This window comes from Comamonas sp. GCA5 (assembly GCF_036541385.1).
Classification (GTDB): Bacteria; Pseudomonadota; Gammaproteobacteria; order Burkholderiales; family Burkholderiaceae_C; genus Comamonas; species Comamonas aquatica.
The window spans coordinates 1-12,363 of the sequence record NZ_JAZHFR010000016.1; the positions used below are offsets into that span (position 1 = coordinate 1).

Sequence of the window (12,363 nt, forward strand, 5' to 3'; positions counted from 1 at the left end):
GCTCGGGTTCCGGCGCTGGGGCAGGGGTGGGCGCCGGCGCAGGTGGGGGCACGACCGCGGCCGCACGTGGCGCGGCCTGCACGAAAGTGTCCGACCACAGCTCGGCCTCGACCGCGGCCTGCTCGACGGCGACCGGCGGGGTGATGTTCCAGACCAGGGCCACCAGGGGCGTGGCATGGGCCAGCAGTGCCAAGACCCAGCTGCGCAAGCGCTTGCTCGGGCGAGGTGGGGCAAAGGGGTCTTGGGCGAGGCGAGGGGACATGGAGGAATGGGGCGCGCGGGTCGGGGAAAGCCGTGTGCTTAGTTGGAGGAAGATTTGACGCCCAGTGCCACACGCACCTCGGCCGCCTGCAACTGGGCCATGGCCTGGACCACCGACTCATAGGGCAGGGTCTTGTCGGCCAGGATCTGGATGGCGGTGTGTTCGGGGTCGCTGTTTTTCCAGGAGGTGGCGATGCCCTGCAGCTCCGGCAGCGCGATCTGCTGCTCGGTGTTCTTGGTCTTGAAGATCACGCGGCCGTCCTTTTCCAGCAGGACGTAGGCGATGTTCTTGGCGGCCGGCTTGGAGGACTTGCCCGCCGTGGGGACGTCGATGTTGCCGGGCGTGAGCATGGGGGCCGTCACCATGAAGATGATGAGCAGCACCAGCATCACGTCGATGAAGGGCACCATGTTGATTTCCACCACGGTGCGGCGGCCTTTGCCGCGGGAGCTGACTGCGGGCATGGGGTGGCTCCTGCGCTCAGTAACCGGACGCGGTGGAGCTGGCGGTGGGGCCGCTCACATTGCGCTGCAGGATGTTGGAGAACTCTTCGATGAAGGTCTCGTGCACATTCGCGATGCGGTCGATGTTGTGGGCGTAGCGGTTGTAGGCGGTCACGGCGGGAATCGCGGCAAACAGGCCCATGGCGGTGGCGACCAGCGCCTCGGCGATGCCGGGGGCCACGGTGGCCAGGGTGATCTGCTCCATGCTGGCAAAACCGGTGAAGGCGTGCATCACGCCCCAGACGGTGCCGAACAGGCCGACGTAGGGGGAGACGGAGCCGACGGTGCCCAGGAAGGCCAGGCCGGATTCGACCTCGTCCATCTCGCGCTGGAGGCTGGCGCGCATGGCGCGGCGCGTGCCGTCCATCAGCGTGCCGCTGTCGTTGATGCGGCGCTCGCGCAGCTTCTTGTACTCGCGCATGCCGCTGGCGAAGATGCGTTCCATCGGGCCGCCGCTCTTGGCGTTCTGGGTGGCGCTGTTGTACAGGTCGTTCAGGCTCTGGCCCGACCAGAAGTCCTGCTCGAAGGAGTCATTGAGCTGGCGCACCTGCTTGAGCGCCTGGGCCTTGCGGAAGATGGTGGCCCAGCTGGCCACCGAGGCCACGACCAAGATCAACATGACCAATTGCACCACCCAGCTGGCCTGGATGATGAGGCTGAGGATGGACATGTCTTGGGCTGCGTTCATGAGAGTTTTTCCACGATGGAGTTCGGAATACGGGCAGGGCGCATGCTGGCGGAATCCACCCAGCCGATGCGAATGCTGCCTTCACATAACAGTTGCGGCGTGCCATCGGATGACACGGGCCGCAAAAAAGCCTGCTGGGCGATGGTGATGGAGGCCCGGCCCGCCGACTGCAGCACGGCCGTGACCTCCAACAGATCGTCCAGGCGCGCAGGCCGCAGGTAGTTCAACTCTGCCTGTGTGACGACGAACATGCCGCCGGCTTCGTCGCGCAGCTTTTGCTGCTCCACGCCCAGGTTGCGCAGCCATTCGGTGCGTGCGCGCTCAAAGAACTTGAGGTAGTTGGCGTAGAAGACGATGCCGCCGGCGTCGGTGTCTTCCCAGTACACCCGGATGGGAAAGGTGAATGCCATGAAAGTTCCCCCTGTGGCCGGACTTTACGCGAACAGCCGTTGCATGCGGCGCACGGCTTCCTGCAGCTGTTCCATGGAGTTGGCCGTGGAAAAGCGCACGTAGCGGGCGGTGTCCGCGGTGCCGAAGTCGCGCCCGGGTGTGATCGCCAGGTGGGCGCGCTCCATCAGCGCATAGGCAAATTCCCAGCTGTCTTGGACGTCCAGCTTGGCGCACAGCGGCGTGCAGTCGGCCCACGCGTAGAAGGCGCCGTCGGGCATGACGTCGATGCCAAAGCCCAGCTCGCGCAGCGCGGGCAGGAAGTAGTCGCGGCGGGCCTTGAACTCGGCGCGACGGCGTTCGAACTCGGCGATGCTGTCGGGGCTGAAGCAGGCCAGGGCGGCGTGCTGGGCCACGGTGGAGGCGCAGATGAACAGGTTCTGCGCCAAGCGCTCGACCACGGGCACCATGGCCTCGGGCACGACCATCCAGCCCAGGCGCCAGCCGGTCATGTTGAAGTACTTGCTGAAGCTGTTGATGCTGATGATGTCGTCGCTGATGGCCAGGGCGCTGTGGCCGAAGGCCTCGTCGTAGGACAGGCCCAGGTAGATCTCGTCGACGATGGTGATGCCGCCCTTGGACTGCACCACCTCGTGGATGCGGCGCAGCTCGGCCGGATCGATTGAGGTGCCCGTGGGGTTGGACGGCGAGGCCAGCAGCACGCCGCGGGTTTGGGCACCCCAGTGGGTGGCCACGTGCTCGGCGCTCAGTTGGTAACGTTCGGCCGCGCCGGTGGGGATCAGCTGGGCTACGCCCTCTGCAGCGCTCACGAAGTGGCGGTTACAGGGGTAGCTGGGGTCGGGCATGAGGATTTCATCGCCCGGATTGATCAGCGCCAGACAGGCCAGTTGCAGCGCCGCCGAGGCGCCCGCCGTGACCACGATGCGCTGGGCCGGCACCTGGATGCCGAAGCGGCTGCGGTACCAGTCGCTGATGGCCTGGCGCAGTGGCTCCAGGCCCAGGGCGTTGGTGTACTGCGTGCGGCCGCTGGCGATGCTTTCTTGCGCGGCCGCCTGGACCTGGGCCGGGGCAGTGTAGTCGGGCTCGCCGATGTTCAGGAAGATCATCGGCTCGGGCCCATGGGCCACTTCCTGGGCCAGCTGTTGGGCGGCCTTGGCCACTTCCATGACGTAGAACGGGGAGATTTTTTCGGCGCGCTTGGAAAACTTCATGGACTGGCACAGCGCGCGGGGCGCTGACAGAAAGAACAAACGGGAATCGAAAAAGGCAGCGGCCGGTGGCACGCTGCCTGGGGCGCGTGTCAGGCGCTCTTGCCGGCCTTGTCGGCCTGGACTTCGGCGGCGCGCAGCTCCGGTGCCAGCGCGTTGAGCACGCCGTTGACGTACTTGTGGCCGTCGGTGCCACCAAATTCCTTGGCCAGCTCGATCACTTCGTTGAGCACCACGCGCCAGGGCACGTCCTGGCAGTACATCAGCTCATAGGCGCCGATCCACATGCAGGCCTGCTCGATGGGCGACAGCTCGCCCAGTTGGCGGTCCAGCTTGGGGGCGATCAGCGCGTTCAGGTCGGCTTCCAGCTTGATGCAGCCGTGCAGCAGCGCGTCATAGTGCAGCGCGTCGGACTTGTGAAAGCCAGCCAGGTCGCGCGTGAACATGTCGATCGCGGTGGCCTCGTTGCGGCCGACGAGGTGCTGGTACAGGCCCTGCAGCGCAAATTCGCGCGAGCGGCTGCGCGCCGACTTGGAGGCGGCCTTGCGCACACCGGTGCTGGTCAGTCCGGTGCGCTTTTGGCGGGGGGGGCGGCTCTTGCCGGTCGAGGTGGGGGCGTGTTCGTCGCTCATGGTCATTTCAGTGTGCGAAGCAGGCTGGCCATTTCCACGGCCACACGTGCCGCGTCCAGGCCCTTTTCGGTCTGGCGGGCGATGGCCTGCTCCAGGTTTTCGGTGGTGATGATGGCGTTCGCGATCGGCAACTGGTAATCCAGGCTTACGCGGGTCACGCCAGCACCCGATTCATTGGCGACCAGTTCGAAGTGGTAGGTCTCGCCACGGATGATGCAACCCAGGGCCACCAGTGCATCGTAGCCGCCACGCTCGGCCATGGCCTGTAGGGCAGCAGGCACTTCGAGGGCGCCGGGCACGACAACGTGGGTGATGGCATCGGTCTGCACGCCCAGGCCTAGCAGTTCCTGGTGGCAGGCTTCGGCCAGGGCCTGGGTGATGCCTTCGTTCCAGCGCGCCTGGACGATGCCGATGCGCAGTCCTTGGCCATTGAGTTGTGCGGCCGTGCCTTTGTCTGCATGCAGCATGTTGTCTTATTCCTTGGTGATGTAGCCAGTGATTTCCAGGCCATAGCCGGCCATGCTGGGCATGCGGCGGGGCTGGCCCAGCAGTTGCATCTTGTGCACGCCCATCTCGCGCAGGATCTGCGCGCCGATGCCGTAGGTGCGCAGGTCCATGCGACCGCGCTCGGGCGCCTGGGAAGCGCGGGCCTTGCCCTCGAACTGGGCCAGCAACTGGTCGGCGCCTTCACCGCAGTTCAGCAGCACGACCACGCCCTGGCCACGGTGGTGGATGTAGTCCAGGCTGGTGTCCAGGCTCCAGGAGTGCATGGAGCGCTGGACTTCCAGCGCATCCAGCACCGACAGGGGCTCGTGCACGCGCACGGCCACTTCGTCGGCTTCGCTCCATTGGCCCTTGACCAGGGCGATGTGCACGGACTGGCTGGGCTGGTCCTGGAAGACGTGGGCGGTGAATGTGCCCCAGTGGGTCTGCAGCTGGCGCGATCCCACCTGCTGCAGCAGCGATTCGGTGCGGCTGCGGTACTGGATCAGGTCGGCAATGGTGCCGATCTTCAGGCCGTGTTCGGCGGCGAACAGCTGCAGGTCGGGCAGGCGGGCCATGGTGCCGTCGTCCTTCATGATCTCGCAGATCACGGACGAGGGGCTGCAGCCGGCCATCGCGGCCAGGTCGCAACCGGCTTCGGTGTGGCCGGCGCGGATCAGCACGCCGCCATCGACGGCCTGCAGCGGGAAGATGTGACCGGGTTGCACCAGGTCGCTGGGCTGGGCCTGCTTGGCCACGGCAGCCTGCACGGTGCGGGCGCGGTCGGCGGCCGAGATGCCGGTGGTCACGCCCTCGGCGGCCTCGATCGACACGGTGAAGGCCGTGCTGTAGACGGTGCCGTTGCGGGCGGCCATGGGCGGCAGCTTCAGGAATTCGCAACGCTCACGGGTCAGGGTCAGGCAGATCAGACCCCGGCCGTACTTGGCCATGAAGTTGATGGCTTCGGGCGTGACGTGGTCGGATGCCAGGACCAGATCCCCCTCGTTCTCGCGGTCTTCTTCATCCACCAGGATGACCATGCGCCCGGCGCGCATGTCGGCAACGATGTCTTCCACCGGCGAAATTTGCACGGGGTTGAGGGGGGTGTTCATGGAGTGGGTTCCTTGGATGACCTGTCGGGTTGCCGGCAGCACTGCCTTTGATCGGGGCTCCCGCCCTGCATGCAGGGGCCTGCATGCTTCCAAAGAACATGTGCGTACGGGTTCCGTCGCTGCAAAGCCAAGCGCCGGATGGTGCTCGGTCCTGTTGAAAGCAGGCATTTTAGTGCTTTGTGGCCTGCCTGCCAGGATTGGGTGGGCGCAAGGCCTCAGTTTTCGGGGTCTTGCAAGGTGACATCGCCGTCCGGGTAGGCCACGCAGGGCAGCACACAGCCGTCGGCCTTTTCCTCGGCGGTCAGGCCGGGCCAGTCGATCTTGTAATGCACGGACCCCGCGGTGAGGGTGCCCAGGCAGGTGCGGCAGGTTCCATTGCGGCAGGAGCTGGGCCAGTTCAGCCCCCCCATTTCGATGGAGTCCAGCAGGGTCTGGTCGGCCCAGGCATCGCACTGCTGCCCGCTGGGCTCCAGCTTGGCGGTAAAAAGTTCGGGGGTCAGGGGGGCATTCATGTCGGAAAAGGTCCAGGCCTGTCGGGGATCAACCCGAAATTGTCGCTGGTTAAGTCGGTTGTGACACTCGTTGGTGTTTGCGTAAAAAATAGGCAATGAACTGCTTGTCCTTGCAGATCAAGTACTTGTGCGAGGGCTGTGGGCTTTGGTGGCACTTATCCACATGGTTGTTCAGTCAAATTGGGGGCAACTGGTGCGGATTGCGCGGCGTTCCACGGCGACAGAGCTGGATCGGATCCAGCTTGTGCAAGCTGTCTATTTTTTGCTCAATGCACTGAATGTTGTTGTGAATCAAAGGTTTGAATTGGTTTTGAAAGGGAATTAGAAAACTTATCAACAGGATTGTTCAGGGTATTTGGGGGCAAATTTCCGGAGTTTTTAAACATGTGATTAAAAAATGGGCAATTAATGAAAACTATTGCAAAACAAGCACTTAATCGACTTGTTGGCCGGCATCCCAAGTTTGTCCACATGCTTGTGCGGTCCTGCCGTGGATAAGCTGGCGCAGGCTGCCAGTCACCTGCGTGAATGCCGCCCGTGGCCGGTGTGCGTACAGTCGGGCGCAGCAGATGCGAGCCATTACAACAGGAGAGACAGCACATGCAATCTTTGTCGTTTGAAGGTCAGGTCGCCATCGTCACGGGCGCGGGCGGTGGTTTGGGGCGTGAGCACGCACTGGCACTGGCGCGCCGTGGTGCCAAGGTGCTGGTCAATGACCTGGGCGGGGCTGTGGATGGCTCCGGCGGTTCCGTGTCGGCGGCGCAGGCCGTGGTCGATGAAATCAAGGCCCTGGGCGGCGAGGCCATGGCCAACGGTGCTTCGGTGACCGACTGGGTGGCCGTGCAGGCCATGGTGCAGCAGGCGGTCGATGCTTGGGGGCGTGTGGACATCCTGGTCAACAACGCCGGCATCCTGCGCGACAAGAGCTTTGCCAAGATGGACATGGACGATTTCCGCCTGGTGGTGGAGGTGCACCTGATGGGCGCGGCGCATTGCTGCAAGGCCGTGTGGCCGCACATGCAGGCGCAGAACTATGGCCGCATCGTGATGACGACCTCGTCGTCCGGCCTGTACGGCAATTTTGGCCAGAGCAACTATGGCGCGGCCAAGATGGCCCAGGTGGGCTTGATGCAGACCCTGGCCATCGAAGGGGCCAAGTACGGCATCCACGTCAATGCGCTGGCGCCGACGGCCGCCACCCGCATGACCGAAGGCCTGATGTCGGCCGAGGTGCTGGCCGCCCTCCAGCCCGAGGCGGTGGTGCCGGCCATGCTGGTGCTGGCGCACGCGTCGGCTCCCACCCGCACCATCCTGTGTGCCGGGGCCGGCAGCTTTGAGGCCGCCCATATTACCCTGACCGAAGGCATCCACGTCGGCCTGGGCGAGCAGGCCCCCGAGCTGCTGGCCGAACAGCTGGCGCAGGTCTGCGACCGCCACAACGAGCAGGTGCCCCAGAGTGGATCGGCCCAGGGCACGCTGGAGGTCGGCAAGGCCCTGGCGGCGCGCGCCGCCACGCCCTGAGGGCGGTGCACCTAGCGGTTAGAAAGTCAGCGTGCAATCACGCGCCCCGGGCGGCACAGCCGCCACGTGGTTATGCCCCTGGGGGGCATCGGTGCGCCAGCCTTGTCTCTATCATCACTGTGCACGGGGGGCCACATGCTAAGGTGGCCCCGTTTCCTGCACCCTAACCGCAGACAAGAATGAATCCAACACCCAAGTCGCTCCCCCTTCCCGCAGCCGAACGTCTGGCAGGCATACGCCGCGGTATTGAAAAAGAGGGCTTGCGCGTGTTGCCATCCGGTCACCTGGCCCTGACGCCGCATCCGGCGGCGCTGGGCTCGGCCCTGACCCACCCGCACATCACCACCGATTACAGCGAGTCGCAGCTGGAGCTGATCACCGGCGCCCGCCTGGGGGTGGATGAATGCCTGCAGGAGTTGCAGCACATCCACCAGTACACGCTGCGCAGCATGGCTGCTGTGGGTGAGGAGATGATCTGGGCCTCCAGCATGCCCTGCCACCTGCCCACCGACGAGACCATTCCGCTGGGGCGCTATGGCTCCTCGCACTCGGGGCGCTCCAAGAGCGTGTACCGCATGGGCCTGGGCCACCGGTATGGCCGCCGCATGCAGACCATTTCGGGCATCCACTACAACTGGTCGCTGCCCGGCGTCAGCAGCGAAGACTATTTCGCGCTGATCCGCAATTTCCGCCGCCATGCCTTTGTGCTGCTGTACCTGTTTGGTGCCTCGCCGGCGCTCAGTCCCTGCTTCGTCGAGGGGCGCGAGCACCGCTTGCAGCCGCTGGGCGAGGGTTGCAAGGCCCTGTACCTGCCGCATGCCACATCGCTGCGCATGGGGCGCCTGGGCTACCAGAGCGACGCGCAGGCCTCCATCAATGTCAGCTACAACGGCCTGGAGGGCTATGCCAACTCGCTGCACCAGGCGCTGACCCAGCCCTATCCGGCCTATGAGCAGCTGGGCATCCGCAACCCCGGCGGCGATTACAACCAGCTGGGCACCAGCCTGCTGCAGATCGAGAACGAGTTCTACGGCACCATCCGCCCCAAGCGCACCACGCGCAGCGGCGAGCGCCCCCTGCATGCGCTGCGCGAACGCGGCGTGGAGTACGTGGAAGTGCGCCTGATGGACCTGGACCCGTTCGATCCCCTGGGTATCAACACCTCCACCATGCGCATGCTGGATGTGTTTTTGCTGCACTGCCTGCTGACCGACAGCCCGCCCGATTCGCCCGAGGAGATCGCCCAGCTCAAGCACAACCAGCACCTGGCGGCCGAGCGCGGGCGCGAGCCCGGGCTGCAACTGCTGCGCGGGCAGGACCGCGTGGCCCTGGTCGACTGGGCCGCCCAGGTGCTGCAGGAGTGCGCGCCCATGGCGGCGGCGCTGGACGCCACCCACGCCACCACGGCCTACAGCGAGGCCCTGGCCCAGGCCCGGCAGCGCTTGGCCCAGCCGCAGACCACGCCGTCCGCGCGGGTGCTGGACGACATGCGCCGCCTGCATGGCAACAGCTTCGAGCAGTTCGGCCTGACCCAATCGCTGTGGGCCCGCGAGCACCTGCTGGGCCTGCCCTGGAGCGAAGCCCAGCAGGCACAGTTTGCGCAGTTCGCACAAACTTCGGTGCAGGCGCAGCAGGCCATCGAGGCGGCCGACACCGGCACCTTCGAGGAATGGCGCCAGCGCTACATGGACCCTGCGGCGCTGGGCTGAAGCCCAGGGTGGGCGCCATTGCCCACTTCAAAAACATGAGCTGCCTGCGCTGGTGCTCAGCGGTCTTGAAGATGCAATATCTTTGAAACCTGCTGTAGATCAGCGCCGGCAGCTCTTGTTTTTGGTGACTGCAGATGACCGAGCGCCGGGCGCAGTGTCATTGCGCTGTCACAGTGTTGACATTTTGTAGCACTAGATTGCGGGCATTGCTTAGAGATGTTGGCCGCCATGTCGCTTGTTGTTCGCTCTGTCCCTTCCCATGCCACGCCTGTGCGGGAGATGGTGCCTGCCCCCGCCATCGTTCCCCCGGACCTGCCGGCGCTCCCCCGTTCCACTGCGCCGTCGGGCCGCGGCGTGCTGCGCCACTGGCCGGTGGCGGTCAAGATCGCCGTGGTGTTCGGCGGCCTGCTGCTGTGCGGCGTGCTGGTGGCCGGCGGCTTGATCGCCTACCTGCAGCAGGTCGAGCGCGACGCCGCCGCCAGCCTGCAGGTGCACGATGCCCAGCTGGCCCAGGCCCAGCAATGGCAGGCCCTGACGCAAAAGGGCGTGGAAACCGCACTGGCCAGCGTGCTCTCGTCCGAAGAGGCCGTGATCGCCAGCTTTGCCGCCAAGGCGCGCGACTACCTGGCGCAGGCCGATGCCCTGACCCAGGTGATGGAACTGCAGGGCGCGCTAGGCCAGCAGGTGCAGGCGCAAGGCCAGCAGCTGGCCAAGAGCTATGCCGAGACCTTCCGTGCCCGCGACCTGGGCATGGCCTGGGAGGCCGAGAAGCTGGTGCAGGAATCCCTGCAGCCTGCGGCCCAGGCCTACCTGGCCACGCAAGACCAGTGGCTGGACCATTTGCAGCAGTTGCGCCAGACAGCACAGGACGCCGCGGCCGATGTGCGCCAGCAGGCCCAGTTGTGGGCCCTGTCGGTCTACGGGCTGCTGCTGGTGGTGGGGGTGCTGATTTCGGTGGCCATCACCCGTTCCATCACCCAACCGTTGGCGCAGGCCGTGGCCTTGGCCGAAGCGATCGCCCACGGCGACCTGACCGAACAAGTGGCCGACAGCCGCCGCGACGAGATGGGCAGCCTGCTGCGGGCCTTCGACCGCATGGGCGCGCAGCTGCACGGCGTCGTTGCCCAGGTGCGCCACGGCGTGGGCCATGTCTCGCAGACTGCCAGCAACCTGGCCCAGGGCAATGCCAAGCTGGCGCAGCGCACCCAGCACACCGATGCGCAGTTGCAGCTGGCAGTCACCGGCATCGAGCAGATCAGCCAGCAACTCAATGACGCCGTGGCCGATGCCGGCCAGGCGCACCAGCTGTCGGCCTCGGCCGCGCAATCGGCCAGCGACGGGGGCGCGGTGGTGCAGCAGGTGGTGCAGAACATGGACCAGCTGCGCGCGCAAAGCGCCGAAATCGCCGCCATCACCGGGGTCATCGACAGCATCGCCTTCCAGACCAACATCCTGGCGCTGAATGCCTCGGTCGAGGCGGCGCGTGCCGGCGAGCAGGGGCGCGGCTTTGCCGTGGTGGCCGAGGAGGTGCGCGCCCTGGCGCTGCGCAGCGCCGATGCGGCGCGCCGCATCAAGGCCTTGATCACCCACTCGCTGGAACAGATGGAAAACGGCGCCGGCCTGGCCCAGGACGCCGGCCAGCGCATGCAGCGCATCGTGCAGGATGTGCAGCATGTCAGCAGCCTGGTGGGCGGCATCACCCACAAGGCGCAGGAGCAGAGCGCCGGCATTGCCCAGCTGCACCAGGCCATGGTGGCGCTGGACGGCATGACCCAGGAGAACGCCCGCCTGGTGCAGGCCAGCAACCAGGCTGCGGCCGACCTGCACGACCAGGCCGGTTACCTGGAGCAGCAGGTGGCGGTGTTCAAGCTGCAGTCACAGGATGCAGCTTTGATAGCGTAAAGCGCAGGCGCAGCAAGCGATGGACTGCTTTTTGATGCACAGTGAGCGCCGGGCTGGGGCCTTTGCCGGCCCGGGCCTCAGTCGCGCTTGTCCTTGAGGCGCTGCTTGGCGTATTGGCCCATGAAGGCCAGGCCCAGCACCAGCGAGAACCAGGCCGGAATCTGGGCGTGCGTGAACAGGTCGCGCGTCGGGCTGCTGCCCATGAAGTGCGGGGCGATGATGAGGATCAGGCCGATCAGCGCCAGGATCACACCACGCACCAGCATGTCGTTGTTCAAGGGGCTGCGGGAAGGGGCGGGGCGTTGGGAGGGCATGGCAAAGTGGCGATGACGGGATGACAGCTTGCGATTATCCTTGCGGCCCCAAGTCCCCCCACAACTAGAACAGAGAAAGCCCTTGCCATGCAGATGATCCAGTGGTTCCCCGGTCACATGCACCTCACCCGCAAGCTCATCGAGGAGCGCGTCAAAGACATCGACGTGGTGATCGAGGTGCTGGATGCGCGCATCCCCGGCTCCAGCTTCAATCCCCTGCTGCAAGAACTCACGGGCCACAAGCCGCGCATGAAGCTGCTGAACAAGCAGGACGTGGCCGATCCCGTGCAGACCCAGGCTTGGCTGGACTGGTACAACGCCCAGCCCGAAACCCGCGCCATCGCCATGGATGCCGAGGAAGTGGCGCCCGCGCGCCGCCTGGTGGAGACCTGCCGCCAGCTGGCGCCCAACCGTGGCGGCATGGCCAAGCCCATGCGCGTGCTGATCTGCGGCGTGCCCAACGTGGGCAAGTCCACCCTGATCAACACCATGACCGGCAAGAAGCAGGCCAAGGCCGCCGACGAGGCCGGCGTGACCAAGGACGAGCAGCGCATCGTGCTGGACCACGACTTCTACCTGTGGGACACGCCTGGCATGCTGTGGCCGCGCATCTCCATCGCGCAAAGCGGCTTCAACCTGGCGGCCTCGGGCTCGGTGGGGCGCAACGCCTACGACGAGGAACTGGTGGCGCTGGAGCTGTTGCTGTACCTGCAAAAGCACTACCCGCAGAACCTGGAAGACCGCTTTAAGCTGGGGCTGGGGGTGGAAAAAATCCAGGCCCTGCACGACGACGAGCTGCTGGAAGCCATCGGCCGCAAGCGTGGCTGCGTGATGAGCGGCGGCCGGGTGAACCTGCAAAAGGCCGCCGAGATCGTGATCACCGACTACCGCACCCATGTGCTGGGCCGCATCACCCTGGAAACGCCGGCCGAGTTCGAGCAATGGGCTGCCGTGGCCGCCGTGGCCGATGCCGAGCGCCAGGCCAAGAAGGATGCGCTGGCGCAGTCGCGCAAAAAGGGCCGCAAGCCGCGTTAACGCAAGCCCTTCGCCTACGCGCCGGGGGCGCTTGCCTGTGGATGCTCGGGGGGATCGCCCCCAGCCGCCGTCTG

At 65.7% G+C, this 12,363-nt stretch carries 13 protein-coding genes and 1 pseudogene; 4 read left to right on the forward strand and 10 right to left on the reverse strand.

From position 1 onward, the window contains the following. The 9 genes and pseudogenes from SJH88_RS05980 to SJH88_RS06020 all read right to left on the reverse strand — a co-directional run. A pseudogene (locus SJH88_RS05980) lies at positions 1-262 on the reverse strand (cell envelope integrity protein TolA); the annotation flags it as partial. A gap of 38 nt (positions 263-300) precedes the next feature. Continuing rightward, positions 301-726 (reverse strand): ExbD/TolR family protein, encoded by a 426-nt coding sequence (locus SJH88_RS05985; protein WP_045266459.1) that lies wholly within the window; start codon positions 724-726, stop codon positions 301-303. A 16-nt stretch (positions 727-742) separates the two neighbouring features. Continuing rightward, entirely contained in the window at positions 743-1,453 is a 711-nt protein-coding gene (gene tolQ, locus SJH88_RS05990) for a protein TolQ (RefSeq protein ID WP_183301291.1), read from the reverse strand. Then, a complete protein-coding gene (gene ybgC / locus SJH88_RS05995) occupies positions 1,450-1,863 on the reverse strand; it encodes a tol-pal system-associated acyl-CoA thioesterase (RefSeq protein WP_045266460.1) in 414 nt (137 codons plus the stop codon). The genes tolQ and ybgC overlap by 4 nt, the downstream gene beginning before the upstream one ends. Positions 1,864-1,887: 24 nt before the next feature. Next, positions 1,888-3,072 carry a pyridoxal phosphate-dependent aminotransferase gene (locus SJH88_RS06000; RefSeq protein WP_274753890.1) on the reverse strand — a complete coding sequence of 395 codons (1,185 nt, stop codon included), beginning with the start codon at positions 3,070-3,072 and terminating at the stop codon, positions 1,888-1,890. A gap of 89 nt (positions 3,073-3,161) precedes the next feature. Next, a complete protein-coding gene (nusB, locus tag SJH88_RS06005; RefSeq protein ID WP_043382472.1) occupies positions 3,162-3,701 on the reverse strand; it encodes a transcription antitermination factor NusB in 540 nt (179 codons plus the stop codon). Between the two features lie 2 nt (positions 3,702-3,703). After that, positions 3,704-4,168, reverse strand: coding sequence for a 6,7-dimethyl-8-ribityllumazine synthase (gene ribH / locus SJH88_RS06010; protein ID WP_274753891.1), 465 nt, complete (start codon positions 4,166-4,168; stop codon positions 3,704-3,706). Between the two features lie 6 nt (positions 4,169-4,174). Beyond that, a complete protein-coding gene (gene ribBA, locus SJH88_RS06015; RefSeq protein ID WP_274753892.1) occupies positions 4,175-5,296 on the reverse strand; it encodes a bifunctional 3,4-dihydroxy-2-butanone-4-phosphate synthase/GTP cyclohydrolase II in 1,122 nt (373 codons plus the stop codon). Between the two features lie 215 nt (positions 5,297-5,511). After that, positions 5,512-5,808 (reverse strand): 2Fe-2S iron-sulfur cluster-binding protein, encoded by a 297-nt coding sequence (locus SJH88_RS06020; RefSeq protein ID WP_274753893.1) that lies wholly within the window; start codon positions 5,806-5,808, stop codon positions 5,512-5,514. 600 nt (positions 5,809-6,408) lie between these two features. On the opposite strand from SJH88_RS06020, the gene SJH88_RS06025 reads away from it, so the two are divergent. From SJH88_RS06025 to SJH88_RS06035, 3 genes are all read left to right on the forward strand, one after another. Continuing rightward, the gene (locus SJH88_RS06025) at positions 6,409-7,329 is read left to right on the forward strand and encodes an SDR family NAD(P)-dependent oxidoreductase (protein WP_274753894.1); all 921 of its coding nucleotides are present in this window, start codon (positions 6,409-6,411) and stop codon (positions 7,327-7,329) included. A 179-nt stretch (positions 7,330-7,508) separates the two neighbouring features. Continuing rightward, on the forward strand, positions 7,509-9,038 hold the full coding sequence (gene gshA, locus SJH88_RS06030; protein WP_274753895.1) for a glutamate--cysteine ligase: 1,530 nt from the start codon (positions 7,509-7,511) through the stop codon (positions 9,036-9,038). A gap of 279 nt (positions 9,039-9,317) precedes the next feature. Continuing rightward, positions 9,318-10,940, forward strand: coding sequence for a methyl-accepting chemotaxis protein (locus SJH88_RS06035; RefSeq protein WP_274753896.1), 1,623 nt, complete (start codon positions 9,318-9,320; stop codon positions 10,938-10,940). A 77-nt stretch (positions 10,941-11,017) separates the two neighbouring features. On the opposite strand, the gene SJH88_RS06040 is transcribed toward SJH88_RS06035, so the two are convergent. Further along, positions 11,018-11,254 (reverse strand): SPW repeat domain-containing protein, encoded by a 237-nt coding sequence (locus SJH88_RS06040; RefSeq protein ID WP_043382457.1) that lies wholly within the window; start codon positions 11,252-11,254, stop codon positions 11,018-11,020. An 87-nt stretch (positions 11,255-11,341) separates the two neighbouring features. Here SJH88_RS06040 and ylqF point away from each other — a divergent pair, with 87 nt between their 5' ends. Continuing rightward, entirely contained in the window at positions 11,342-12,289 is a 948-nt protein-coding gene (ylqF, locus tag SJH88_RS06045; RefSeq protein ID WP_231499157.1) for a ribosome biogenesis GTPase YlqF, read from the forward strand. Positions 12,290-12,363 lie beyond the last annotated feature (74 nt).

Coding starts and splice junctions, on each gene's coding strand:
- SJH88_RS05985 (WP_045266459.1), bottom strand. CDS start 726: ATGCCCGCAGTCAGCTCCCGCGGCAAAGGCCGCCGCACCGTGGTGGAA.
- tolQ (WP_183301291.1), bottom strand. CDS start 1,453: ATGAACGCAGCCCAAGACATGTCCATCCTCAGCCTCATCATCCAGGCC.
- ybgC (WP_045266460.1), bottom strand. CDS start 1,863: ATGGCATTCACCTTTCCCATCCGGGTGTACTGGGAAGACACCGACGCC.
- SJH88_RS06000 (WP_274753890.1), bottom strand. CDS start 3,072: ATGAAGTTTTCCAAGCGCGCCGAAAAAATCTCCCCGTTCTACGTCATG.
- nusB (WP_043382472.1), bottom strand. CDS start 3,701: ATGAGCGACGAACACGCCCCCACCTCGACCGGCAAGAGCCGCCCCCCC.
- ribH (WP_274753891.1), bottom strand. CDS start 4,168: ATGCTGCATGCAGACAAAGGCACGGCCGCACAACTCAATGGCCAAGGA.
- ribBA (WP_274753892.1), bottom strand. CDS start 5,296: ATGAACACCCCCCTCAACCCCGTGCAAATTTCGCCGGTGGAAGACATC.
- SJH88_RS06020 (WP_274753893.1), bottom strand. CDS start 5,808: ATGAATGCCCCCCTGACCCCCGAACTTTTTACCGCCAAGCTGGAGCCC.
- SJH88_RS06025 (WP_274753894.1), top strand. CDS start 6,409: ATGCAATCTTTGTCGTTTGAAGGTCAGGTCGCCATCGTCACGGGCGCG.
- gshA (WP_274753895.1), top strand. CDS start 7,509: ATGAATCCAACACCCAAGTCGCTCCCCCTTCCCGCAGCCGAACGTCTG.
- SJH88_RS06035 (WP_274753896.1), top strand. CDS start 9,318: ATGGTGCCTGCCCCCGCCATCGTTCCCCCGGACCTGCCGGCGCTCCCC.
- SJH88_RS06040 (WP_043382457.1), bottom strand. CDS start 11,254: ATGCCCTCCCAACGCCCCGCCCCTTCCCGCAGCCCCTTGAACAACGAC.
- ylqF (WP_231499157.1), top strand. CDS start 11,342: ATGCAGATGATCCAGTGGTTCCCCGGTCACATGCACCTCACCCGCAAG.